At 58.6% G+C, this 21,780-nt stretch carries 18 protein-coding genes and 1 tRNA gene; 6 read left to right on the top strand and 13 right to left on the bottom strand.

What is annotated here, in order from left to right; all coding sequences use genetic code 11:
• Positions 1-238 precede the first annotated feature (238 nt).
• The 3 genes from GTU67_RS11145 to GTU67_RS11135 form a co-directional block, all read right to left on the bottom strand.
• Complete coding sequence (locus GTU67_RS11145) at positions 239-1,195, bottom strand: PDR/VanB family oxidoreductase (RefSeq protein ID WP_185780135.1); 957 nt, start codon at positions 1,193-1,195, stop codon at positions 239-241.
• A 112-nt stretch (positions 1,196-1,307) separates the two neighbouring features.
• Entirely contained in the window at positions 1,308-2,330 is a 1,023-nt protein-coding gene (locus GTU67_RS11140; RefSeq protein WP_185780134.1) for an aromatic ring-hydroxylating dioxygenase subunit alpha, read from the bottom strand.
• A gap of 147 nt (positions 2,331-2,477) precedes the next feature.
• Positions 2,478-2,990: a MarR family winged helix-turn-helix transcriptional regulator gene (locus GTU67_RS11135; RefSeq protein ID WP_185780133.1), complete on the bottom strand. Its 513-nt coding sequence runs from the start codon at positions 2,988-2,990 to the stop codon at positions 2,478-2,480.
• 216 nt (positions 2,991-3,206) lie between these two features.
• Between GTU67_RS11135 and mutS the strand changes: the two genes are divergently transcribed.
• From mutS to cysG, 3 genes are all read left to right on the top strand, one after another.
• Positions 3,207-5,852 carry a DNA mismatch repair protein MutS gene (gene mutS, locus GTU67_RS11130; RefSeq protein ID WP_249417687.1) on the top strand — a complete coding sequence of 882 codons (2,646 nt, stop codon included), beginning with the start codon at positions 3,207-3,209 and terminating at the stop codon, positions 5,850-5,852.
• Complete coding sequence (locus GTU67_RS11125) at positions 5,849-7,033, top strand: cupin domain-containing protein (protein WP_185780132.1); 1,185 nt, start codon at positions 5,849-5,851, stop codon at positions 7,031-7,033. Before mutS ends, GTU67_RS11125 begins: the two co-directional genes overlap by 4 nt.
• A gap of 123 nt (positions 7,034-7,156) precedes the next feature.
• Entirely contained in the window at positions 7,157-8,653 is a 1,497-nt protein-coding gene (gene cysG, locus GTU67_RS11120; protein ID WP_185780131.1) for a siroheme synthase CysG, read from the top strand.
• 1 nt (position 8,654) lies between these two features.
• Here cysG and bamC read toward each other — a convergent pair whose 3' ends face one another.
• From bamC to GTU67_RS11095, 5 genes are all read right to left on the bottom strand, one after another.
• Positions 8,655-9,770, bottom strand: coding sequence for an NlpB/DapX family lipoprotein (gene bamC / locus GTU67_RS11115; protein WP_185780159.1), 1,116 nt, complete (start codon positions 9,768-9,770; stop codon positions 8,655-8,657).
• Positions 9,771-9,778: 8 nt separating this feature from the next.
• Positions 9,779-10,681 (bottom strand): 4-hydroxy-tetrahydrodipicolinate synthase, encoded by a 903-nt coding sequence (gene dapA / locus GTU67_RS11110; protein ID WP_185780130.1) that lies wholly within the window; start codon positions 10,679-10,681, stop codon positions 9,779-9,781.
• Between the two features lie 84 nt (positions 10,682-10,765).
• On the bottom strand, positions 10,766-11,416 hold the full coding sequence (locus GTU67_RS11105) for a site-2 protease family protein (protein WP_185780129.1): 651 nt from the start codon (positions 11,414-11,416) through the stop codon (positions 10,766-10,768).
• Between the two features lie 23 nt (positions 11,417-11,439).
• Positions 11,440-12,066, bottom strand: coding sequence for an L-threonylcarbamoyladenylate synthase (locus GTU67_RS11100; RefSeq protein ID WP_093970832.1), 627 nt, complete (start codon positions 12,064-12,066; stop codon positions 11,440-11,442).
• A 141-nt stretch (positions 12,067-12,207) separates the two neighbouring features.
• Positions 12,208-12,283, bottom strand: a tRNA-His gene (locus tag GTU67_RS11095).
• A 120-nt stretch (positions 12,284-12,403) separates the two neighbouring features.
• On the opposite strand from GTU67_RS11095, the gene cls reads away from it, so the two are divergent.
• On the top strand, positions 12,404-13,858 hold the full coding sequence (gene cls, locus GTU67_RS11090; protein WP_185780128.1) for a cardiolipin synthase: 1,455 nt from the start codon (positions 12,404-12,406) through the stop codon (positions 13,856-13,858).
• Here cls and GTU67_RS11085 read toward each other — a convergent pair.
• Genes GTU67_RS11085 through GTU67_RS11065 form a run of 5 tightly spaced genes read right to left on the bottom strand, consistent with a single transcriptional unit; the run spans position 13,830 to position 18,948 of the window.
• Complete coding sequence (locus tag GTU67_RS11085; protein ID WP_185780127.1) at positions 13,830-14,831, bottom strand: NADPH:quinone oxidoreductase family protein; 1,002 nt, start codon at positions 14,829-14,831, stop codon at positions 13,830-13,832. The genes cls and GTU67_RS11085 overlap by 29 nt on opposite strands.
• Complete coding sequence (bioD, locus tag GTU67_RS11080; protein ID WP_185780126.1) at positions 14,828-15,529, bottom strand: dethiobiotin synthase; 702 nt, start codon at positions 15,527-15,529, stop codon at positions 14,828-14,830. Before bioD ends, GTU67_RS11085 begins: the two co-directional genes overlap by 4 nt.
• The gene (bioF, locus tag GTU67_RS11075; RefSeq protein WP_185780125.1) at positions 15,516-16,721 is read right to left on the bottom strand and encodes an 8-amino-7-oxononanoate synthase; all 1,206 of its coding nucleotides are present in this window, start codon (positions 16,719-16,721) and stop codon (positions 15,516-15,518) included. Before bioF ends, bioD begins: the two co-directional genes overlap by 14 nt.
• Positions 16,718-18,058, bottom strand: a complete 1,341-nt coding sequence (locus GTU67_RS11070) for an adenosylmethionine--8-amino-7-oxononanoate transaminase (protein WP_249417689.1) — start codon at positions 18,056-18,058, stop codon at positions 16,718-16,720. Before GTU67_RS11070 ends, bioF begins: the two co-directional genes overlap by 4 nt.
• A gap of 26 nt (positions 18,059-18,084) precedes the next feature.
• Positions 18,085-18,948: an alpha/beta hydrolase gene (locus GTU67_RS11065; protein WP_185780124.1), complete on the bottom strand. Its 864-nt coding sequence runs from the start codon at positions 18,946-18,948 to the stop codon at positions 18,085-18,087.
• Between the two features lie 195 nt (positions 18,949-19,143).
• Here GTU67_RS11065 and GTU67_RS11060 point away from each other — a divergent pair, with 195 nt between their 5' ends.
• Both GTU67_RS11060 and GTU67_RS11055 read left to right on the top strand, forming a co-directional pair.
• Positions 19,144-21,063, top strand: coding sequence for a sensor histidine kinase (locus GTU67_RS11060; RefSeq protein WP_185780123.1), 1,920 nt, complete (start codon positions 19,144-19,146; stop codon positions 21,061-21,063).
• Positions 21,060-21,761 carry a response regulator transcription factor gene (locus tag GTU67_RS11055; RefSeq protein ID WP_185780122.1) on the top strand — a complete coding sequence of 234 codons (702 nt, stop codon included), beginning with the start codon at positions 21,060-21,062 and terminating at the stop codon, positions 21,759-21,761. Before GTU67_RS11060 ends, GTU67_RS11055 begins: the two co-directional genes overlap by 4 nt.
• Positions 21,762-21,780: the final 19 nt, after the last annotated feature.

The following is a 21,780-nucleotide window of genomic DNA, read 5'->3' as shown; positions in this document are numbered from 1 at the left end:
ATTTTGAAAAAACAGATGCTGCCGAACCTGACCGAACTGCAACACAGACAAATACTGCAAAAGCAGTCATCAGGACAACAGGCAAAAACCACTAAAACGAAAAGAAAACGAAAAATCGGCCTTGGTCTGGACAGACCTAAGGCCTGAGGCTTGCATAACGAAATAACCGATAGTGGCCATAAAAACACCGCAACAGCGGCGTTTTTATGGCACCGGCGAAGCCGGCACAGTCAAACTATTAAATGTCGAGCACAAGGACAGGTGACTTCGAGCGAGAGCAGCACGGTGTCATTTGATCATTTGCAGCATGCTCGGCATCGGTAAGATACAAGTCGCGGTGCTCGGGCTCGCCCTCGAGGACGCGCACGAGACACGTACCACAAACACCTTCTTCGCACGATACGGGTACGAAAACACCGTTTTCGTCGAGCACCTGAGTAATGCTTTTATCGGCCGGAACCGTAAAGCTTTTACCCGTACTGGCAATTTTGACTTCGAACGAAGTATCGCCACTGGTGTCGACTTCGGCAGCACCGAAGTATTCGAGGTGGACGTTGCCCGCTGCCCAGCCGGCTTCTTTAGCCGTATTGACCACGTAGTCGATAAAGCCCGTAGGGCCGCACACATACAGGTGCGTGCCGTCTTGGGGGCCGGCCACCAATGACTTGAGATTGAGTTTTTGGGCCTCATCACCACTGTCGTAGTGAAAATGCACCCGGTCGGCAAAAGTCGACGCTTTGATGTCTTTTTCGAACGCAGTGCGATCGGGTGAACGCGTGCAATAGTGCATTTCGAAATCGGCATTGGTTTGGCTAAGACGCCGCGCCATACACAAAATAGGCGTGACACCGATACCGCCTGCAAACAACAACGTGCGCTTGGCATGCACCAATTCGAAATGATTTTTGGGCGCACTGATTTCGAGGATGTCGCCGACATTGACCTTGTCGTGTACAGCCACAGAGCCGCCGCGCGATTCTGGGTCTTTGAGTACACCAACAATGTAGCGATGCTGTTCGGCAGAATCATTAAGCAACGAATACTGGCGAACGATACCACCGGGCAAATGGATGTCGATGTGAGCACCGGCGCTGAACGGCGGAAGCTGTTTACCATCGACACTGGCCAGCTCGAGGCTGACAATATCTACGGCTTCCAGAACTTTGTTGACGACTTTTACGGTTAATTGACTCATTTTTTATACATGGTTGGTTTACCCACAGGCGGTGCGGGCGTATGAAAACCGCCCTGCCAACCGTCTGTGGATAAGACAATCAGGCTCAGGCTGTTTGCGTGGTTTCTTCTTCCTACTCTGCCTTGACCAGACGGTCGAGGACGCGCCTAGATTGTACGCCACCCGCATCAATAGCGAGCATCAACAAGCGGCGCTCGGGGTAGGCTTCGAGGTTACGCTGTTGAGCTTCGAGTACGTCGAGGTCTTGACCGAAAATACGGCCCTGGCCTTCGCGGATACGCGCGGTGAGCTCGGCGTCGTCGGGACGGAAGTTACGTGCCATCCCCCAGAAATACCAGTGCGAGTTTTCGGTTTCGGGGGTGATGAAGTCGACCACAATGGCGCGGACACGGTTTTCGGGCGGGGCGTCTTTACCGCCCTTACCGGCGTGTGCAACACCCACATCGATAAGAATGTGGCTGGGTGGCGTGAATCGCGAAATTTGCCAGCGATCGACGGGGACATCGTCGGCCAGACCATTTCCGCGCAGGTTACCCGCCCAGAACGGAGGCGCCATGATGTTTTCCATGTAGCGGCTGGTGATCACCTCGTCGCCTTCAACCTTGGTATTGACCGGTGTCTCGTCGATCTCTTCCTGGCCGATGCTGTCGGCGTGCACATAGGTTTCGTGCGTCAGATCCATCAGGTTATCGATCATGAGGCGGTAATCGCACTTGATGTGGTATAGACCGCCACCATAAGCCCATTCATCGCTCTCGGCCCAGAACAGGTCAGGCATCAATGCGGGGTCGGCCTTTTCGGGGTTGCCGGGCCACACCCAGATAAAACCATAGCGTTCGATGACGGGGTAGCTTTTGACGCAAGGAAAACCGCCCACGCGCTGTAAAGGCATGGACACGACTTTGCCGTCGCACCCCATGACCAGCCCGTGATAACCGCAGACCAGGTTACCGTCTTGGACGTAGCCCAGCGACAACGCTGCACCACGGTGCGGACAGAAGTCTTCTACGGCAGCGACCTTGCCCTCGGCCCCACGATAAAACGCGATGCGCTCGCCGCAGATTTTGCGGCCCAGGGGTTTGGTATCGATTTCGTCGGGTGTAGCGGCGACATACCACGCATTTTTCAAAAACATAACAACCTCGCACGGAGTGAATGATTGCACACTAAAATGCACCGGGCCGGGGCAGATTCAGTGTACTGAACGTGGGTTGTATTTTACGCCTGCCAAAATGCCGCGCAACAAGGGTTTACCCTAGTCAAGCCCCGAGCAAACCACAACTTAGTCGGCATTGGCGGTTTTTTCTTTGGGCGGTGCAAAAGGCGCCCGGCTTTGCAGGTTGTTAAGATGAACCAGTTTTCTAAGCAACCCCATAAACTGCGCTTCTTCGAGGGGTGTGAACCCCGCAAAAAGACGGTCGTGCAAACGATTAATGCCACCGCCTGCGTTCTCGAGCAACATACGCCCCTGTTCGGTTAAATACAAGGCCCTTTGCCGACGGTTGGCCGGATCGATATTGCGGTCGAGCAAGCCTCTTTCTTCAAGACGCGTAGCCACACTGGCGGCGGTCGAGGTGTCCATGGCCACCAGCCCTGCCAGCGACACCTGGTCGATACCGGGGTGCTCGCGAAGGGTTCGTAAAATGGCGTATTGCACCGGCGTAATCATGTGCCCCAGCTCGTCGTGGAATATCGACGCCGCAATTTGATGCGCACGACGCAACAAGTGACCCGGCTGAATATACAAGTCGGTGAGGTCGTCATCGGCTGCGGGCGCGGGGGTAAGTTCTTGCATAGGGTGATTCTGCCGTTAAAACATGGTAATTGCACAAATGAGCGCTTATTTTATAGGCAAAACTGCAACAAACAAACCTTGCGATTTTTCGGGCCAGCGCACCGGTTACCACTCGGCCGCACGCGTGCCTTGGCCTTTGCGCACAGCAAGAGCACCAGGGCAGATATACTGTCGGGCCCACGCTGCGGCCACACTGACCCCCCACCGTTTTACGCAATGACAGTGACTAACCACGACAACCACACCCCCATGATGCGCCAGTATTTGCGCCTTAAAGAAGAGGCCGGATCGCATCTGCTGTTTTACCGGATGGGTGACTTCTACGAAATGTTCTACGAAGACGCCGAACGTGCGGCGCGGTTGCTTAACCTGACGCTGACGAAACGCGGGACGTCGAACGGCGCCCCCATCCCCATGGCGGGCGTGCCGTTTCATGCCATGGAAGGTTACCTGGCGCGACTGGTCGCCCTGGGCGAATCGGTGGCCATCTGCGAACAAATTGGTGAACCGGCCGCCAGCAAAGGGCCGGTAGAGCGCCAGATTGTACGCATCGTCACGCCCGGCACCCTGACCGATGAGGCCTTGCTGCCAGCCAAGGCAGACCGCCTGATTGCAGCAGCCTGGGTGATGTCGCAAAACCGCAGCAAAACGGCAGGTGTTGCCTGGATGAACCTGGCCAATGGCGACTTTGCCGTTACCTCGTGCGACCCCGAAATGCTGGACACCGAACTGCACCGGATTGCCCCGGCCGAATTGATTTTCCCGGAGCAGCAACCCCTATCCATGGACGACAGCACGTCGACACGCCGCATGCCGGCCTGGCACTTCGAGCTCGACAACGCCCAGACGGCGCTGCAGTCGCATTTTGGTGTCGATTCGATGGCCGGCTTTGACCTGGCCGACCAGCCCGCCTGCATTGGTGCGGCAGGGGCCCTGCTGCATTACGTCAGCCGCACGCAAAGCCAGGCACTAAGCCACATACAAAGCCTGCGTGTCGAGCGTGCCGGGCAATACGTGGTGCTGGACCCGGTAACCCGCAAGAATCTGGAAATCACCCAGACGTTATCGGGTGAAGACAGCCCGACCCTGTTTTCGACGCTGGATCATTGCCAGACCCCGATGGGCAGCCGCCTGCTGCGCTACTGGCTGCATCACCCCCTGCGCGACAATACCCCGGTCGTCGAGCGACAAGGCATTATTCAAAGCCTGCTGTCACCCGCCGCCGGTTCAGACCAGTTCAATGCTCCGACACCGCTGTACGCTTTACGGCAAACGCTTCGAAAAATCCCGGATATTGAACGCATTGCAACCCGCGTCGCCTTGCGGTCGGTACGCCCGCGCGAGTTGGCCAGTTTGCGTGATGCCATGCAAGTACTGCCCGCCTTGCAACAACACCTCCTGTCGTCTTTCCAGGCCCATGCCAGTCTGAGTGCGTTGGCCCATCAACTTGGCCTCGAAGACAGTCTGACGACCCTGTTGCAGCAAGCCATTGCGGCCGAACCTGCCCTCATGGTCAGGGACGGCGGTGTAATCGCCGACGGCTTCGACGATACGCTCGACGAGCTGCGCCGTCTGGCCACCGACAGTGGCGAGTTTCTGGTGGCGCTGGAAGCCCGCGAACGCGAACGCACCGGCATTGCCAACCTGCGCGTCGAATTCAATCGGGTGCATGGCTTTTTTATTGAAGTCAGTAAGGGGCAAACCGATAAGGTTCCCGACGACTACCGCCGACGCCAAACCCTGAAAAACGTCGAGCGCTACATTACGCCCGAACTAAAAAGCTGGGAAGACAAAGTGTTGTCGGCGCAAGACCGCAGCCTTGCCCGCGAGAAGCTTTTGTACGAGCAACTGCTCGACACGCTGGCCCCTCACGTCACGCCACTTTCGGCATGTGCCCAGGCCCTGGCACGCATCGACGCGCTGGCGGCGTTGGCCGAACACGCCATGGCCAACGACTGGGTGGCGCCGCAACTGTCAGAAAATGCCGCCATTGTCATCGAGCAGGGTCGCCACCCCGTGGTCGAGCACAGCATCGAGCGTTTCATTGCCAACGATTGCGACCTGGGGCCTGACCGGCGCATGCTGTTGATTACCGGCCCGAATATGGGTGGTAAATCCACGTATATGCGCCAAATTGCGCTAATCGTCCTGCTCGCGCGGGTCGGCAGTTTTGTGCCGGCCGCCCAGGCAACCATCGGCCAAGTCGATCGCATCTTCACCCGCATCGGCGCAGCCGACGATCTGGCCGGTGGGCGCTCGACCTTCATGATGGAGATGACGGAAGCCGCTGCCATTCTGGCCGCCAGCACCCCGCAAAGTCTCGTCCTGATGGATGAAATCGGACGAGGTACCTCTACCTACGACGGCCTGGCGCTGGCCTGGGCGATTGCCCACCGCTTGCTGACCCACAATCAGGCGCTGACGCTTTTCGCCACGCACTATTTCGAGATCACCCGTTTGCCTGACGAGGCCGCAGGCGCCGTCAACGTGCATCTGGCCGCAGCCGAGTCGGCGTCAGGCATTGTCTTCCTGCACGAAGTCCAACCCGGCCCGGCCAGTCGAAGCTACGGTATTCAGGTCGCGCAGCGTGCCGGCATTCCGGCCGCCGTCATTCGTCATGCCGGTCGCGAACTGGCCAGGCTCGAATCGGCAGGTGCGACCCAACCGCAACTGGATTTGTTCAGCCCGGTCGAGCCAGACGCCGACCTGGCCGAGGCGCTAATTGCCCCCCCGCCCCCGACAGACGTCGCCGACCCTGTGCTGACCGAACTGCACAACACCCTCAAGCAGGTTGACCCCGACACGCTGACCCCAAGGGAAGCCCTTGACCTGCTGTACAAATTACGAGCCCAATTGTCATGAACCTGGATCATCCCCTGCCGCTGTTGGGCGGTATCAGCCCCAACACTTTCATGCGCAAGTACTGGCAGCGCAAGCCCCTGCTAATAAGGCAAGCCATTCCCGGCTTCAAGCCATCACTCTCCATCGCCGACATCAAGACCCTGGTCAAGCGCGAAGAAGTCGAATCCCGACTGATCTGGCACGACGATAAAGGCTGGCACATGAAAAGCGGCCCGCTTGAGCGCTTACCCGGCGCGCGCAAACCCAACTGGACGGTTCTGGCCCAGAATGTCGATGCGCATGACGACGCCATGGCAGAACTGATGCATCAGTTCCGGTTCATCAGCGACGCGCGTTTGGATGACGCCATGATCAGCATTGCGACCGAAGGCGGCGGGGTCGGTCCGCACTTCGACAGCTACGATGTGTTCCTGTTGCAAGCTGTCGGGCGTCGTCGCTGGCGAATCAGTGGCCAGAAAGACCTCTCTTTAATGCCCGGCCTGCCGCTTAAAATTTTGTCTCACTTTAGGGCCGAAGAAGATTTTGAATTAGAACCCGGCGACATGCTGTATCTGCCCCCGCATATCGCCCACGACGGCGTGGCGCAGGGCGACTGCATGACGATCTCTATCGGGTTTCGTGCCCCAACCGCCGGGGCGCTGGCACGTGGGTTACTGGACGCTGCCGGCGACCAGATCATGGCACGACTGGGCGACACCGGCGGGCTGTATGCCAGCCCGCCCCTGCCCGGCCCCACGCTCGACGCCCGCTACAAAGACCGCGGCATACACGCAACAACCCACCCGGCGGAGCTGCCCGAAGCCTTGATCAGCGCTGCCCTTGAGGCGGTGCGTCGCGTGCCGTTCACCCCGCAGTTGGCGGCGCGCTTTTTAGGTCAATGGCTGACGGAGCCCTCACAGGCCGCCTGGTTCCAGCCGGGAGACCAAACCCTGGACCTGCTTGACGGGATACCCGACGAAGGTCTGCTGAAGCTCGATCGCTGCAGCCGATTGATGTACCGGGACAACAGCGTCTTCATTAACGGCGAAGTGGCGGCCATCGCCGCCAAGCCCTGGCTGCGGCAACTGGCCGACGAACGACAGATCAGTTGCGCCGCCCTGCGCAAGGCCCGTCCATCCGCCGAGGCCCTCGAGATGTTGAATGCCTGGCTCGACGACGGCTGGATTCATTACCTGATTTAACAAAGCGCCGCCCTTTAATACCTGCCAGGTATATCGACATAGTTATCCGGTCGTTTGTGACAAAGCCCGTTCTTCCTAGAATGAGCTTTGTTCGTTGAGTCACATACTTCCAGGAATACCGCCATGAAACTCTTCCCGATGTTTGCCCGTCTTGATCACCGGGACGTGCTTGTCGTTGGCGGCGGAGAAGTCGCCGAGCGAAAGGTTTCGGCACTGCTCAAGACGCGTGCCCGCGTTACCGTGGGCGCGCCCGCACTCAGCCCGGCGATCAGGCATTGGCAAGCCTTGGGCAAAGTCACGGTCATTCAAGACGTCTTTACCCCTGACTGGCTCGATGGAAAATGGCTGGTCATTGCCGCCACCAACGATCGTGACGTCAACTTGCAGATTGCCGATGCGGCACAGTCACGGCGCTTGTTCATCAACGTTGTCGACGATCCAGAACTTTCTTCTTTTCAGGTGCCGTCCATTGTTGACCGCAGCCCGCTGATTATTGCGGTGTCCTCTTCCGGCCAGGCTCCGGTGCTGGCCCGGCGCATACGCGAAAAACTGGAAACCCTGCTTGACCACAGCCTGGGGGCCTTGGCCGCACTGGCCGAGAAACATCGCAAAGCGATCAAGACCCAACGCCCCGACCTGCGCGCCCGCCGCGCGTTCTACGATGAGCTGCTCGACGGCCCGGTCGCCGCAGCACTGCGGCAACACCGCGGCGACGAGGCCGAGCAACTGTTAATACAGCACCTGGCCCAGCCATCGACCAATCGACCCGGCAAAGTCATTTTGGTAGGCGCCGGCCCCGGAGACCCTGGCCTGTTGACCCTAAAAGCGCTGCGCGCCCTGAACGAAGCCGATGTCATTCTGTACGACCGTCTGGTCAGCGCCGAAATTCTCGACCTGGCCCGACGAGACGCCACGCAAATTTCAGTAGGGAAACGACCTGGCGAAGATCACGACGCTACCCAACGCCGAATTCACACGTTAATGGTCGAGCATGCAGCCAACGGACACACTGTCGTCCGACTAAAAGGCGGTGATGCCTTTGTATTTGGCCGAGGCGGCGAAGAATTGGAGCACCTGGTTGCGCACGGCATAGACTACGAAGTCGTGCCGGGCATTACCGCCGCACTGGCGTGCGCTGCGTATGCCGGGGTACCCCTGACACATCGCGACCACGCGCAATCGGTAAGGCTGGTGACTGCGCACGAGCAGGAAGCCCCTGTAATGCCCCAAACACAAGCACAAAACACCCCTGCGCCTGCCAACAGTCCGCCACACCGTGTGCCTGAAACCCATTTGTCTTCGCCGCGAGCGGCCAAACCTGTAACGCCTAACGAAACCCTGGCCTTTTACATGGGCGTTGGCCAGCTTGAAGCCCTGACGCAACGCCTGCTGGCCCAAGGGCTTGATGCCGACACGCCGTTTGCACTGATAGAAAACGGCACACGCCCGGGCCAGCGCACCCTTTACGGTCACTTGCTGGAGCTGCCCCAAAAAGCAAAACGGCACCAGATGAAGGCGCCGTCGTTGCTTATCGTGGGTAAAGTTGCCGGGCTGGGCCCGCAGCTTAAGTGGTTTGGCCAGACGCTGGAAGAACCCCAGAACGAACTGGCCACCGCCTGATTTACATATTGGTGGACAACACGCTGATGATCCGTTTGGCGGTATCGGAGTTGTCTTGCTGGCCGTTTGCGTCGAGCACGCTGACGACCGAGCTTGAACCCTGATCGGCCACACGGATACGGAAAGTTTTGGGCTCGGATGTACCCTTGCCACCGAACATGCGACTGAAGAAATTAGGCTGCTCGATTTTTTCGCCGGTATCGGTATCGAGGTAGCGCACGAAGTACTCACCTGCCGAACGGTCGCGATCTTCGACGTAGAAACCGGCCGAATCAATGGCAACACCGACACGACGCCAGGCGCGATCGAAAGACTCGCCCAAGGTAATGGCGGCCTGGTCGGGTGCAACCGGTTCGACGGTAGGCATGGCCGCATCTTTTTGGGCCTGCGCTACTTTTTGCTGCGCCGCCTGGACATCGGTACCCAGGAAGACCATCAGGCGCGCCAACATGGCGGCATTCAGATTCGGGTCTTCTTTACCGGCTGTCCATTTCCAGCCGGAGTTGTCGGCCGTACCGGTTTCAACCATTTGCTGGTGGCTGATATAGATTTCGGTCTTGCCATTGACCCGTTCGAGGCGAGTACGGAAACGCTCGCGTTCGCCACTGTCGAAGACCTGGTCGAAAATGCTGCCCAGCGCAGATTTAATCCAGCCTTCAGGAATTTTCGACCGGTTCTCTGCCCAGTCGGTTTCGATAAGGCCAGCCAGGGCGTCTTGAGTTTGAATGGTAAAGCCCTGCTCACCCCAGAATTCGATAACCTGGGGATACACGGCTTCGGCCGGACGATTAACCACCAACCAGCGAATATCGCCGTCGCGCATGACGTTGACGTCGTCGACTGTAGGCAAAATATTTTGCGCGCCGGTGTTAGGGCCGCGCTCTTGTTGGGCGGCGGCGTACTGACTGAAAGTTGTCGTACCTTCGGGCGCACGATAACGGGCGTCGCGATTGGCCTGGGTCAGGTCGGGGGGAATACTGAGCGGATCGCCCGCTACGGTACTTTTGTAATTGACGGCGTCTTCGGTGCCCATGAACTGGTTCAGTTGCGAGCAACCCGAGAGCAAAGCCACGCCCAAACCGAGGGTAAGGGCGGTAAAGCGTTTGTTTAAGCGCATCTTGATCATTAAATTAAGCCCACGTCTTTTAAAGCATTACGCACAACGGCGTGGTACTGCTCGTTTAAGGGAGTTAAAGGTAAACGACAGCCCGCCTGGCACAAGCCCATTTCGGCCATGGCCCACTTGACGGGGATAGGGTTAGCTTCGATGAACAGCACCTTGTTCAGTTGAACAAGACGCCCGTTGAGTTCGCGCACGCGCGCCACATTACCAGCAAGCGCTGCGGCGCACAGGTCGTGCATAAGGCGTGGCGCCACATTGGCCGTAACCGAGATATTGCCGTTGCCACCCAGCATGATAAGGGCGGCAGCGGTGGGGTCGTCTCCGCTGAAAACCTGGAAACCGGCAGGCTTATGATGCAACAACCAGGCACCCCGAGCGATGTCGCCGGTGGCGTCTTTGATGCCAATAATGCCCGGCACCTGCGCCAACCGCAGCACGGTGTCGTTGGACATATCGGCCACCGTGCGGCCCGGCACGTTGTACACAATGGCAGGCAGGTCGACGGCTTCGGCGATGGTGCGAAAGTGCTGGTAGATGCCTTCTTGGGTAGGCTTGTTGTAGTAAGGCACAACCGACAAACCCGCCTGCGCACCCGCCTTAAGGGCGTATTCAGACAGCTCGATGGCCTCGGAGGTGGAATTGGCCCCCACCCCGGCAATGACGGGAATACGACCTGCAGCGTGCTCGACAGCAATACGAATGAGGTCGGCGTGTTCTTCCATGCTGACTGTGGGAGATTCGCCGGAGGTACCCACAACGACCAGCGCATCAGTGCCTTCTTGCACATGCCAATCGATAAGTTTGCGATACGCAGGCAGGTCGAGGCTGCCATCAGGGTGCATGGGGGTTGCCAGTGCAACCATACTCCCCTGAAACGTTGGGATCGCAGTTTCGGTACTGACCATAATGAGTATTAGCTCCGAGAATACACAGTAACCTGCAAGTTTAACGGATTAGCCGCCAAACAGATATTGCCCGCCTGCTGTTTTTTAAAGAAACCAGCGAACGACGCCTTGCCCCAACATTAAAAGCGGCTGCAGCAACACCCACAATGCGCCGGTCAGCATAAGCACAATGAGTATAACCATGCCGTAGGGCTCGAGTTTGGCGTATTGATATGCCAGGCGGTCGGGCAGCAGACTAAAGACAACGCGGCCGCCGTCGAGCGGAGGCAGTGGCAGCAAGTTAAGTGCCATCAGAACCAGGTTGACCTGAATGCCGGCAATAGCCATGCGCACCCAGAAGTCGTCGGGCGCCATACCTGTAGAGATGAACAAACGCAACGACAACGCCCATATGATGGCCATGACAATGTTTGACCCCGGCCCAGCCAGCGCAACCCACATCATGTCCCGCTTGGGGTGGCGCAAACGCCCCCAATCGACGGGCACCGGCTTGGCCCAGCCAAACAACAGGCCTGCCCCGCCCATCAGTTTTGTGGTCAACAATAAAAACAGGGGGACGGCAATCGTGCCGATGGGGTCGATATGCCGAATGGGGTTAAGGCTGACCCGCCCCATTTGATACGCAGTTGGGTCACCGAACATGCGCGCCACATAGCCATGGGCCGCTTCGTGCAGCGTAATGCCAAAAAGTACCGGCAACGCGTACACCGTAATGGTTTGAATAATTGATTCCATACAGGCTTTTTAAAAATTGGACGTCAGTCCAGACCCAGACTGGACAGATCACCCTGCCCGCGCCGTAATACGACGGGCTCGTCGCCGGTAAGGTCGATCACTGTTGTAGGCTGCAACGGGCAGGCCCCGCCATCGATAACTGCCGCCAGCGCATGCCCGAAACGGTCGGCAATGTCTTGTGCGTCGTTGAGCGGGTCTTCTTCCCCCTCGGGGATAAGCGTGGTTGACAGCAACGGCGCCCCCGCATGCCCCAACAACTCGAGCAGAACCGGGTTATTGGGCACTCGGATACCAATGGTTTTACGGGACGGATGCGAAACCCGGCGGGGCACCTCGCGCGTGGCCTCGAGAATGAACGTCCAGGGCCCTGGCGTCGCCATTTTTAGAAAGCGGTATTGACGGTTGTCGACACGCGCGAAATGGCCGATTTCGGCCAGGTCGCGGCATAACAGTGTAAGGTGATGACGTTCATCGAGCCCCCGCAGCCTGCGCAAGGCATCGGCTGCCGCCTTGTCGTCGAGATGCGCCACAACCGCGTAACTCGAGTCTGTAGGCACGGCGACAAGACCGCCCTTTTCGATAAGCTGGCACGCCTGCTTGAGCAACCGGGGTTGTGGGTTTTGGGGATGAACGGTAAATAACTGGGCCATGGGTGATACACGCAAAAACGTTAAGTTTGCTGCACACGCAAAACGCGCAACGCAGCCGGCCAAGTGTAAGTCGTCGTTGCGCATGATGCAACGCAAAACAAAACGGGTTTCGGCAAATTGCACGAAACCCGTTTTAAATTCTGGGGTGACCGATGGGGCTCGAACCCACGACAACCGGAATCACAATCCGGGACTCTACCAACTGAGCTACGGTCACCACTAAAGATCGCTATTCTAGCATAGGTAATTTAAATTTTGCAAAGCCGCTTGTCATACCGCCTGGCAACTTTATATATACTTGCCGCAAGCCGATCTTCGTTACCCTGAGCCACGGACTATGACCGCATTTGAAGCGCTTTTTGCAGAATACTGGCCCCATGTGGCGTTTGCCCTGAGCCTGATCATTGGCGCGCTGGCGGCCATACACGCGGCCATGACCAAAACCGATGTCCGCGCGGCCATCGGCTGGGTCGGGGTCATCATGCTGTCGCCCTTTTTCGGTGCCCTGTTGTATATCATTGCCGGCATCAACCGCACCCGCAAAGACCAGATTTCGCAACAACGCGACGCTTCGCTGCGCGACTACGCCGAGGTCGACCTGCCGCAACTGGCCGATGTCACGCCCTATGCGGCGCCGCAGTTTGCCTCGCTGCGTACTTTGGGCGACCGGGTCAGCCACTTTGCGCTGCATCAAGACAACCACGTGCAAATGCTGCTGGGTGGCGACCAAACCTACCCGGCCATGATCCGCGCCATTGAAAACGCATGCCGCTCTATTGCACTGCAAACCTATATTTTCGACAACGACGCCGAGGGCCAAAAAATTGCCCAGGCGCTTGCGCGCGCCAAAGACCGGGGCGTTGAAATCAGGGTGCTGATTGACGCGGTTGGCGCAAAGTACTCGCGCCCGCCCATTACCCGGCTCTTGCGAAAGCTGGGCATAAAAACCGCCTTGTTCATGACCAACCCGCTGGGTATGCGCATGCCTTATGCCAATTTGCGCAGCCACCGGAAAATTCTGGTGACCGACGGCAAAATCGGGTTCACCGGGGGCATGAATATTCGGGAGGCGTTCGTCAAAGGCAGCGACGGCCTGCCGCCCGCGCGCGATACCCACTTCCGGTTCGAGGGGCCGATCGTCCAGCAGCTCATGACCGTATTTGCGCACGACTGGAAGTTCACCACACGTGAAGCGCTGCCCTACGAAACCTGGTGCGCCGAAGAATGGTCGCCGCCACAACCCACCGTACCCGCCCGCAGCATCAGGTCGGGCCCGGACCGCAGCCTGGGCAGCAACCACAGCATGTTGCTGGGGGCACTGGCCGTTGCCCAGCATCATGTCCGCATTCAGTCGCCTTACTTTTTGCCCGACGCCACGTTGCTGGGCGCCATCAATACGGCGGCGCGGCGCGGCATCCGGGTCGACATCGTCATCCCTGGCAAAAACAATCTGCGCCTGGTGAACTACGCGATGATGGCGCAAATCGATCAGGTCATTAAAAGCGGGTGCAATGTATGGGTATGCAAAGGCAGTTTCAACCACTCGAAGCTGATCACTATCGACGGGGCCTGGTCGTACGTGGGCTCATCCAACCTCGACCCACGCAGCCTGCGGCTTAATTTCGAGCTTGATGTCGAGATTTACAGCCATGATATTGCGTTGCAAATTTCGTCGGTCATTGACGACGAAATCAACAACAGCGAACCGCTGACCTTGTCAAAGCTGTCGGGTCTGCCCTTTGCCAAAAAACTGCGCAATAAAGTTATCTGGCTGGCCAGCCCGTATCTGTAAGCCTCACCACCAGCTTGCCGGTCACCTGGCGGGCCTGAAGCGCTTTAAGCCCCTCAACGGCCTGCTCAAGCCCGATTTCGGCGCTGATAACCGGCGCGATCTGGCCGGCGACAACCCAATCACATAATTGCCGCAGTACCGCCTGATACGCGGCCGGATCGCGACGGATCACCTCGCCCCAGTACACCCCCAATACGCTGCGCGCCTGAAGCAACGCAAAATTCAGGGGAAACGCCGGGATGGCGCCGGCGGCAAACCCAACCACCAAATACCTCCCGCCCCAGACCAAAGCGCGGAACGCGGGTAATGCATAATCACCGCCGACCGGGTCGAACACGACTTGCACGCCCGACTCCCCGGCAAGCGCGCTGACCTGCGATTTCAGTTGTTCCGGTTCGGTGTAGACCAGGACTGCGTCAGCCCCTTGACGGCGACAAAGCGCCGCTTTGGCGTCGGACGACACTGCGGCAATGACGCGAGCCCCCATCTGACGCGCCACCTGCAACGCGGCCGACCCCACCCCGCCGGCGGCGCCCAGCACCAAGACCGTCTCGCCGGCCTGCACATTGGCACAATGCCTCAGCGCGTAAAGCGCTGTTCCGTATGTCACCACCATGGCCGATGCCTGCGCAAACGACATCTCCGCCGGCACCCGGGCCAAACGCGTCGCGTCGACCACACATTGTTCAGCCAGCGCACCATAGCCGGTCGACGCCATTACCGCATCGCCTGGCTGCCAGTGGGTGACACCGGCGCCTACCGCGCACACGACCCCCGCTGCCTCGGCGCCGGGCGTAAAAGGCAAAGGCGGCTTGACCTGATACTTGCCCTGACACATCAGCACATCAGGAAAATTAAGCGACGCGGCGTTAACCTGAATAACAACCTGCCCCGGCCCAGGCGTTGGCGCCGGTACCGACTGAAGCCGCAGGTTATCGAGCGCACCAAACTGTGCACATACCAGCGCCTTCATTTGGGCAACAAGGAAAAGTCGAGATACGTTGCGGCAAGGGCCGGGTCTGCATTGGGCAGGCGAGGGATCACCCCCAATAAAGGCGCACCCAGCCGGGCCTGAAGTGTCTGAATGTTCTCGGCCTGGTAGGGCATGTCAGGGTCAACCGTATTGGCCACCCAACCGCACAGCGACAACCCGCGCGCGCGTACGGCTTCGGCAGTTAGCAGCGCATGGCTGATACATCCCAGGCGCAAGCCCACAACCATCACCACCGGCAAGCCAAGCGCACGCGCCATATCGGCCATGTCTTGCGTGTCGGACAAGGGCACACAAAAGCCCCCCGCCCCTTCGACGACAACGGCTTGCGCCGCCATGCTTACCTGACGGTATGCGTCGAGCACCACCTCTACCGCCATGACCTGGCCGGCCTTTGCCGCTGCAATATGCGGTGCAATCGGTTCGTGCCACAAATACGGGGTGACCAGGTCGTCAGGTAACGGCACATTGGCCTGCGCCAACAGGGTATCTACGTCTTCATTCGAGACCCGCCCTTGCCGCAGCATTGTTCCGGCGGCCACCGGTTTCATGGCAGCCACAGACAACCCCTGCTTGACCAGCCCGTGGATCAGGGCGGCGGCAACCAGGGTTTTACCAATTTCGGTGTCGGTACCGGTGACAAAACACGCGAACTTAAGGGGCGACTCAGTAAGACTCATAATCGTGAAACTCTCGCTCGGCCCGGTTCAAGGCGCGCGCCAGACGGGAGACATCGTCGATGTCGTGCGCCGCAGACACGGTGACGCGAAGGCGAGCGGTGTCGGGGGGAACGGTTGGCGGACGAATGGCAGGCACCCACAAGCCCTGGGTGAGCAAAAATGACGATATCTGCATTGCAGTCGTGTTGGCCCCGATAATGACAGGCTGTATAGCGGTGTCGGTTGGCGGTGTGGACCAATGCTTCAAGTACAACAGCTCGCGAAGACGGCGCACATGTGTCGCAAGCGTTTCACGGCGCTGACGCCCCTCGTCACCCGTCACGATATCCAGACTGGTCATCAGGGCATGGGCCAGGGCCGGTGACGCCGCCGTCGTATAAATGTAGGGGCGCGCGCGCTGCACCAGCCACTCGGTGATGTGGGCGTGCGCTACAACAAACGCCCCGCTCACCCCCGCCGCCTTGCCCAACGTGCCCATATACACGATGCGTGGCGAGCGCAGGTCGAGATGCTCCAGCGCCCCCAGACCCTGTTGACCCAGCACGCCAAACCCGTGGGCATCATCAATCACAAGACAGGCGTCATACGCTTGCGCCAGCGCGTCGAGCTCGCGCAGCGGCGCAAGGTTGCCATCCATACTGAACACGCTGTCGGTGACAATAACGCGGGTTGACGCGGTGCTTTCTTTAAGCAATTGCTCAAGATGCGCAACGTCGCCATGCGGGTACACCTGAACAGGCGCCCGGGACAGTCGCATCCCATCGATCAGCGAAGCATGGTTAAGGCGTTCGGAAAAAAACTCGACCGTGTCATCGGCCTGCGCCAGCCCCGTCAACAAGGCCAGGTTGGCCATATAACCCGTCGAAAAATACAGTGCGCGCGCCTGATCGATAAAGGGTTCGTACAGTGCAGACAAACGCGCTTCGAGCAGGGCGTGCGCCCGCGAGTGCCCGCTGATCATGTGCGACGCGCCACTGCCAGCGCCGTACAGTGCTGCGCCTGCCTGCAACGCCTGCACAACTTGCGGGTGTGCGGCCAGACCAAGGTAGTCGTTGCTGCAAAACGCCAGCAGTTCGCGCCCGTCGACGCGCGCCTGCGGCCCGCACGGGGTATCGACCACGCGCAAGCGACGACGCAAACCGGCATCGTCGAGCCCCTGAAGGCGTTCCAACACTTTGTCTTGCAAAGTCATCGTGCAGCGCCTATGACCTGACACAACACGGCCAGCACCGCGTCTGCCAGAAAGCGGATTTGAGCGTCGTCGAGGATGTAAGGCGGCATTAAATAGACGGTTGTGCCAATGGGGCGCGCCAACAGCCCATACGACAAACCCGTTGTAAAGAAGGCTTTTGAAAACGCCTTGGCCTGCGCCGGGTCGTCGAAATGAACGTCGAACGCCCAGATCATGCCCAGATGACGAAAATGCCGCACACGCGGATGCGCCGCCACCGGTGCCAGGGCCCGGGTCAGCTTGACCGCCTTGTCACGGTTGGTGACCAACACATCGTCTTGTTCGAAGATATCGAGCGTCGCCAGCGCCGCCCGGCAGGCCAGGGGGTTGCCCGTATACGAGTGGGAGTGCAAAAACGCCCGCGACATGTCGTTGCTGTAAAACGCCTGGTAAACCGTGTCGTTCGTCATGACCAGCGATAAAGGCAGATAGCCGCCGCTGATCCCCTTGGACAACGTGATGAAGTCGGGCCAGATACCGGCCTGTTCGCAGGCAAAAAACGTACCGGTGCGCCCGCAACCCACCGCGATTTCGTCGGCAATAAGATGAACCTGATACTGGTCGCACAAGCTTCGCAGGCCAGTCAGGTAGCTTGGGTCGTACATCACCATGCCTGTGGCGCATTGCACCAGGGGCTCGACAATAATAGCCGCGATGGTGTCGGCCTGATCTTCGAACAAGCGCTGCACCGAGGCAAGCGCCTGTTCGGCCGCCTGCGCCGGGGTTGCCGCATCGGCAAAGCGCGGGTCTGGCGATGGCACGACATGAGCGCGACCGAGCAACGGCCCGTAGGCATCTCGAAAGATAGCCACATCGGTCACCGCCAGGGCGCCGATGGTCTCGCCGTGATAGCTTCCTTGGAGACATACAAAACTTTGCTTTGCCGACTGCCCCGTATTACGCCAATAATGAAAGCTCATCTTGAGCGCGATTTCGACAGCAGACGCGCCGTCGGACGCATAAAAGCAGTGCCCCAATCGCCCCGACGTGAGCGCCGACAGGCGCTCGGACAACGTGACAACCGGCTCGTGCGTGAATCCGGCCAGCATGGCGTGTTCAAGGCGGTCGAGCTGGTCTTTTAACGCAGCATTGATGCGCGGGTTGGCATGCCCGAACAGGTTGACCCACCACGAGCTGATGGCATCAAGGAAGCGGCGACCATCGTGGTCGAACAGCCAGGCCCCTTGCCCGCGCGCGACCGGCACCAAAGGCACCGTTTCGTGGTGCTGCATTTGCGTGCACGGATGCCAGACACTGCGCAGACTGCGGGCTACCCAATCGGTATCGGAAGACGCCAGGTCAGCCACGCCCGTCACCCCTTGCCTTAAGCATTGATCGTGTCGGCAATGACACGGCTGTAGGGCGATGACGGGTCGGCCAGGACATCGAGCACCGTAAAGTGATGCGTGTCGGGCACGACATGATGATCGGTTACAGCAGCACCCCATTGCTGGGCAATAGCCGCAGACTGCAGGTGAAACTGACCCGTTTCGTGTTCGCCGATGATGGTATGTACACGCGCCGACACCGGCGCCTTTTTGGCGGCCGGGCTCAGGGCTTCGGCCCGGGCCTGATCGAGCGAAAGCGCCTTGTTGACACTGGACGGCACCAGCGGCGGCAAGTCGAATACACCGCTGATGGCGAAGCAGTATTTAATATCGGGCATACCCTGGTTCTCGGGAACGTTGGCCACCATTTCGGACACCAGGTGCCCACCGGCCGAGTGACCCATAATGGAAATGCGACCAGCATCGAAGCCAAAGCGTGCCGCATTGGCATGGAGCCATTTAATACAACGACGCACTTCGACAACCATGTCTTCGATGCGCGCTTGCGGCGCCAACGAATAATTGATGACGGCAACGTTGATGCCGGCGGCAACGTAGGGCTCGGCGATAAGACCGACATCGCTTTTATCGCCGCTTTGCCAGTAACCGCCATGCACAAACACCAGCAACGGCGCGTTGGGCTTTTCGACGCGATAAAAATCAAGGTTTTGCAGGGCCTCGTCGCCGTACGAAATATCGCGTTCGGGGTTCAGGCGGGCAATAAGCGCTGCCGTCTTGTCTTGCCAACCTTTAGCGACTTCGGGAAAGTCGGGAAAAGCCGCCCGCAAGGCATAACCTTTTTCGCTCAGTTCGGTGGGGCACTTGACGCGACCATTGGACAAACCATTGAAACTAGACATAAATTGAGTCTCCGGCGCAAACATATTGCTTGATTTTTACGTTGAAAGATGGCGAAGATTCTAGCATGCACCCCACTGCCAAAGCCTTGCGCGGCGCGCGCCGCCCGGGTTACAAAAGCGGCCTGTTCACCTCAAGCGGAGCACCGTTACATGCAGCCACACAGGGCCTGGCACAGTTGTGCAACGTGGCGACTTATGGCCCAACTGGTTTTGCTGGTGGCCGCCCTGGGCATATGGCCGTCCGCCAAGGCCCAGGTGCACCTGGGGCCAGACCTGCCCTTTGTCTGGCACGAAGACCAGACTGCGGCCATCGACCTGGACGAGTTCCTGAAGCTGCCCGACACCTCGTTACGCCGCAGTCAAGTTCCGGTATCGCTGGGTTATACCGCCTCTGCGCTTTGGGTAAAAATTTTTTTACCCGCCAGCGCCTTCGAAGGTAAAGACGGCTGGCTAACAGTGGGGCCCAACTTCATCAATGATATTGTGGTGTATTTTAGGCCGGCGGGCTCGGACGGTGACTGGGCACGCAAAGACGCCGGTGACCTTTGGCCGGGCAAACGAGGCGACATTGACTACCGCTTCGCGGTATTCAACATCCCTGCCCCCGTGCCCGGCAACCCCGGCTACGACGTGGTCTTCAGGGCAGAAAGCGACAGCGCCCTGCTGCTGAAGGCGACACTGCGAACACCTGCGGATATGGCCGAGCACGCGGCTAAATCGACCGGGTTCTGGAGCTTTTACTTCGGGCTTGCCGCAATATCGTTCGGGCTGGCATTGTTGATGGCCATTTTCATCCGAAAGCCTTTTCTGTGGTCCATTTGTTTGTTTTCGTTGACCTATGTGCTGGTTGCCTGCGTAGAGGGCTTTGTTAACTGGCTGATAGGTGACTACGCCCCCAACCTGCAACACTACCTGACCAGTGTGCTGAACCTGATGGCCTTTTCCAGCCTGCTCTGGATGTGGTCCGAAATGCTTGAGTTTAAAAGGCATGCCCCGAAAATATACCGGTTTGTACTTGGTGTGGCCGTACTTATTGCACTGCTAACCCTGCTGATTCCGTTGGGTCGATACGGTTTGGCCGTAAAAATACAAACCCTGATTTTCAGCGTCGGGGTTGTCACTTTCCTGGTTTGGCTGCTGGTTATTTACCTGCAAAAAAAAATAAGTCTGGGGTTATTGTTGTTGGGCATGTCGCCGCTGGTCTACTTTGCCACGGGCATCATGGCCCAGTTATCGCTGTATGGCCTGATCCCTTACTACGACACGATCTACGTTGTGTGGCAGTACGCACTCATGCTTAATATTTTGACGGTTCTGGGCCTGGCCGTTCATCGGGTGCAAACCGAAAACCAGCAAACCCGTGAAAAACGCCTGCTGGCTCGCGAACTGCAACTTGAGCGCGAAGCCAATGTGTACCAGCGGCAGTTTATCGGTATGGTTGCCCACGAATTTCGCACGCCCCTGGCGATTATTTCAAGCGCCCTGCAAAACCTGCGACTGACCCAAATCAACGAAGCGCAACGCGAAATCAGGTACGACAAGATCCAGCGCGCCACCGACCGGCTGGTACAACTGACCGACAACTGCCTGGCCGATTCCCGACTTTCATCTGGCAACCTGTATCTTGATCGTCAATCGACAGACCTGGTCGGACTGACCCAATCGGTCATCGAGCTCTTCAACACGGCCAGCGAACACAACATCAAGCTGACCATCAACGGCAAACCTACCTTGCGCGTACCCGGCCTGGTCATTTTGTCGGCCGATGCAGCACTGTTGCGTATCGCCTTGTCCAACTTGCTCGATAACGCACTCAAACATACAGGCACCGGCCCGATCAGCATTGATATTTCTACCTTTGCCGACATGGTGGCTGTCAGCATCACCGACACGGGCCCCGGGATCCCCACTGAATACGCCGAACGCATCTTTGAGCGCTACCTGCGCGTCGAAAGCCCGGGCCGCCGCACCAGCGGGACCGGCCTGGGACTTCATGTTGCCCGCGAAATTGCAACTGCTCACGGCGGAACGCTTGTGCTAAAACCCAATCACCCACAAGGCTGCTGCTTTATCCTTACGCTTCCTGCCCAAAGCAACGCCAAAAAAAGAAAATGACAGACAACGCACGCATTGCCATTATTGAAGACAACGACGATCTGCGCGAAGAACTGGTGTTTTTTCTGCAGTCGCGGGGCCACAGTGTCTGGGGGCAAAGCAGCGCAGAATCATTCTGGAAACAGCTGCACCGCACGCCGGCAGACATTGTTCTGGTCGATATCGGGCTGCCCGGCGAAGACGGCTTCAGCGTCGTCGAATACCTGCGTACGGTTGGCACCTATGGCCTGATCGTCATCTCGGCGCGCGGCAGTCGCGACGACCAGCTGCGCGGCCTGGGGCTGGGCGCCGACCATTACTTGATCAAGCCTATTAACTTTGCCGACCTGGCGCAAACCGTTCAGGCGCTGTGGTCTCGTCTGCAAAAGCAATCATCACACAATACAACCGGACAAACGCCCGCGTCTGGCGCAAAATGGCAACTCGAACACAACAGCCTTCAGGCCCCCGACGGCCGCACCTTGCATCTGACCACACAAGAACACCGCCTTATCGAGGCCCTGTATCGCCACCGAAACGAGGTATGCAGCAAGGAAATGCTGCACAACCTGCTGTTTGGCTACGAACCCGAGCCGGACACCCACCGTATCGATGTCATCCTGAACCGACTGCGCTCCAAAGCGCGCCAGCAACATTTTCCGCTGCCGCTACGCACCATTTTTGGCAAAGGGGTGGTGCTGGTCAGCCACGACCCCTGATTTTGTCAACAATCGAGAC

The organism is Pusillimonas minor, from assembly GCF_014237865.1.
Classification (GTDB): domain Bacteria; phylum Pseudomonadota; class Gammaproteobacteria; order Burkholderiales; family Burkholderiaceae_B; genus Neopusillimonas; species Neopusillimonas minor.
This window is presented reverse-complemented; position numbering and strand designations above follow the sequence as displayed.

Bases quoted from the DNA above. Each gene is read 5' to 3' on its own strand.
- GTU67_RS11125 (WP_185780132.1), top strand. From the start codon at position 5,849: ATGAACCTGGATCATCCCCTGCCGCTGTTGGGCGGTATCAGCCCCAAC.
- GTU67_RS11135 (WP_185780133.1), bottom strand. From the start codon at position 2,990: ATGCAAGAACTTACCCCCGCGCCCGCAGCCGATGACGACCTCACCGAC.
- cls (WP_185780128.1), top strand. From the start codon at position 12,404: ATGACCGCATTTGAAGCGCTTTTTGCAGAATACTGGCCCCATGTGGCG.
- bioD (WP_185780126.1), bottom strand. From the start codon at position 15,529: ATGAGTCTTACTGAGTCGCCCCTTAAGTTCGCGTGTTTTGTCACCGGT.
- GTU67_RS11065 (WP_185780124.1), bottom strand. From the start codon at position 18,948: ATGTCTAGTTTCAATGGTTTGTCCAATGGTCGCGTCAAGTGCCCCACC.
- GTU67_RS11105 (WP_185780129.1), bottom strand. From the start codon at position 11,416: ATGGAATCAATTATTCAAACCATTACGGTGTACGCGTTGCCGGTACTT.
- GTU67_RS11055 (WP_185780122.1), top strand. From the start codon at position 21,060: ATGACAGACAACGCACGCATTGCCATTATTGAAGACAACGACGATCTG.
- dapA (WP_185780130.1), bottom strand. From the start codon at position 10,681: ATGGTCAGTACCGAAACTGCGATCCCAACGTTTCAGGGGAGTATGGTT.
- GTU67_RS11100 (WP_093970832.1), bottom strand. From the start codon at position 12,066: ATGGCCCAGTTATTTACCGTTCATCCCCAAAACCCACAACCCCGGTTG.
- cysG (WP_185780131.1), top strand. From the start codon at position 7,157: ATGAAACTCTTCCCGATGTTTGCCCGTCTTGATCACCGGGACGTGCTT.
- GTU67_RS11060 (WP_185780123.1), top strand. From the start codon at position 19,144: ATGGCCCAACTGGTTTTGCTGGTGGCCGCCCTGGGCATATGGCCGTCC.
- GTU67_RS11145 (WP_185780135.1), bottom strand. From the start codon at position 1,195: ATGAGTCAATTAACCGTAAAAGTCGTCAACAAAGTTCTGGAAGCCGTA.
- mutS (WP_249417687.1), top strand. From the start codon at position 3,207: ATGACAGTGACTAACCACGACAACCACACCCCCATGATGCGCCAGTAT.
- GTU67_RS11140 (WP_185780134.1), bottom strand. From the start codon at position 2,330: ATGTTTTTGAAAAATGCGTGGTATGTCGCCGCTACACCCGACGAAATC.
- bamC (WP_185780159.1), bottom strand. From the start codon at position 9,770: ATGCGCTTAAACAAACGCTTTACCGCCCTTACCCTCGGTTTGGGCGTG.
- GTU67_RS11085 (WP_185780127.1), bottom strand. From the start codon at position 14,831: ATGAAGGCGCTGGTATGTGCACAGTTTGGTGCGCTCGATAACCTGCGG.
- bioF (WP_185780125.1), bottom strand. From the start codon at position 16,721: ATGACTTTGCAAGACAAAGTGTTGGAACGCCTTCAGGGGCTCGACGAT.